Annotated in this window: 2 protein-coding genes; both read right to left on the bottom strand. The window is 71.1% G+C overall.

Annotation, left to right across the window (positions count from 1 at the left end):
- Positions 1-1,027, bottom strand: a 1,027-nt coding sequence (locus FKP22_RS30345; protein ID WP_233447025.1) for a dynamin family protein, incomplete at its 3' end; no start/stop codon positions are given.
- A gap of 210 nt (positions 1,028-1,237) precedes the next feature.
- The gene (locus tag FKP22_RS34300) at positions 1,238-1,402 is read right to left on the bottom strand and encodes a zinc finger domain-containing protein (protein ID WP_259372478.1); all 165 of its coding nucleotides are present in this window, start codon (positions 1,400-1,402) and stop codon (positions 1,238-1,240) included.
- Positions 1,403-1,413 lie beyond the last annotated feature (11 nt).

The following is a 1,413-nucleotide window of genomic DNA, read 5'->3' as shown; positions in this document are numbered from 1 at the left end:
GGTCGGCATTCAACGCCGCTTCCAGGATGGGCAGGCGGCTGGCTTCCAGGCCGGCGGCGTCGCCCTGCAGGCGCGCACTGAGGGCCTGGCGGGCCGACACCGGGAACACGCGTTCGCGCGGAATGCCCAGCGTCTGTGCGGTGCTCACGCGCTGGCGCTCGATGATGGCCAACTGCTCCTGCGGCGTGGCCAGCGGGTCGGCCAGCGTGTCCATCTTGTTCAGCACGACGAAGCAGGCCAGGCCCTGGCCGCCCAGGTGGTCGGTCCAGATGTCCAGGTCGGAGCGGGTCACGCCTGTGTCTGCCCCCAGCACGAACAGCGCGGCATGGGCGCTGGGCAGCAGGCCCAGCGTCAGCTCGGGTTCGGTGCCGATGGCGTTCAGGCCAGGCGTGTCGATCACCACCAGCCCGCGCTGCAGCAGCGGGTGCGGGTAGTTGATGACGGCGTGGCGCCAGGCGGGGATCTCGACCAGGCCGTCTTCGGTGGTCGGCGGGTTGTCGGCGGTGTGCTCCTCGGACCACAGGCCCAGCGCCTGCGCCTCGTCGCGGCTGACCTTCTGGGTGTAGGTGACCTGCTGCAGCGAGGCGGCCAGTGCGTCGGGGTTGCTCGGGTCCAGTGGGACGCGGTGCCATTTGTCGCGCTGGTCGCACCATTCGGCCAGCGTGGCCTTGTGGCGCCGGGTCGCGATGGGCAGCAGGTCCAGCGTCGGCAGCTCGGCGCCGTCCCAGGACAGCTCGACCGGGCACATCGTCGTGCGACCCGGCGTGGCCGGCAGGATGCGGCGGCCGGCGTCGGCAAAGAAGATGGCGTTGATCAGCTCGCTCTTGCCGCGCGAGAACTCGGCGACAAAGGCGACCACCAGCTTGTCGGTGGTGAGCCGCCGGCGCAGCGCGACCGAAGCCGCCGCCGCCGAAGGCGCCAGCAGGTCGCTGTGGGCCAGGAAGCTTTCCAGCCGGGCCAGCTCGCCTTCCAGCGCCAGGCGCCAGTCGGCCAGTGCGTCCAGCCCGGGCACAAGCGACGGTTGCATGTCCAGGCGCTGGGAGGGAGTGGCGGAGGTGAGCATCGGCTTGGGGCGGGCAGTCTTGCGTCGGTGTGACGGCGGTGGCGACGGTAGCTTTGGGATGCTAGCGCGAAATGCCCGGCAACTGCCTTGCAACACCGGGCTGGCGCCGCTGTTTCTCGCAGGCGGGTCGCCCGACGGTAGGCGATGGCACCTCAGCGGCGGTCTGCGGCAGATTCAGCGGCGTTGGCAGCCGGCGCAGAAATAGGTGGCGCGCTGGCCTTGCATGATGCGCTGGATGATGCCGCCGCAGCGGCTGCAGGCCTCACCGGCCCGGCCATAGACCCGCGCCCGGCCCTGGTACTGGCCAGTGCTGCCGTGGGCGTCCTTGAAGTCGCGCAGCGTGGAGCCGC

The sequence above is a fragment of the Ideonella azotifigens genome (assembly GCF_006519715.1).
Taxonomy (GTDB): Bacteria; Pseudomonadota; Gammaproteobacteria; order Burkholderiales; family Burkholderiaceae_C; genus Ideonella; species Ideonella azotifigens.
This window is presented reverse-complemented; position numbering and strand designations above follow the sequence as displayed.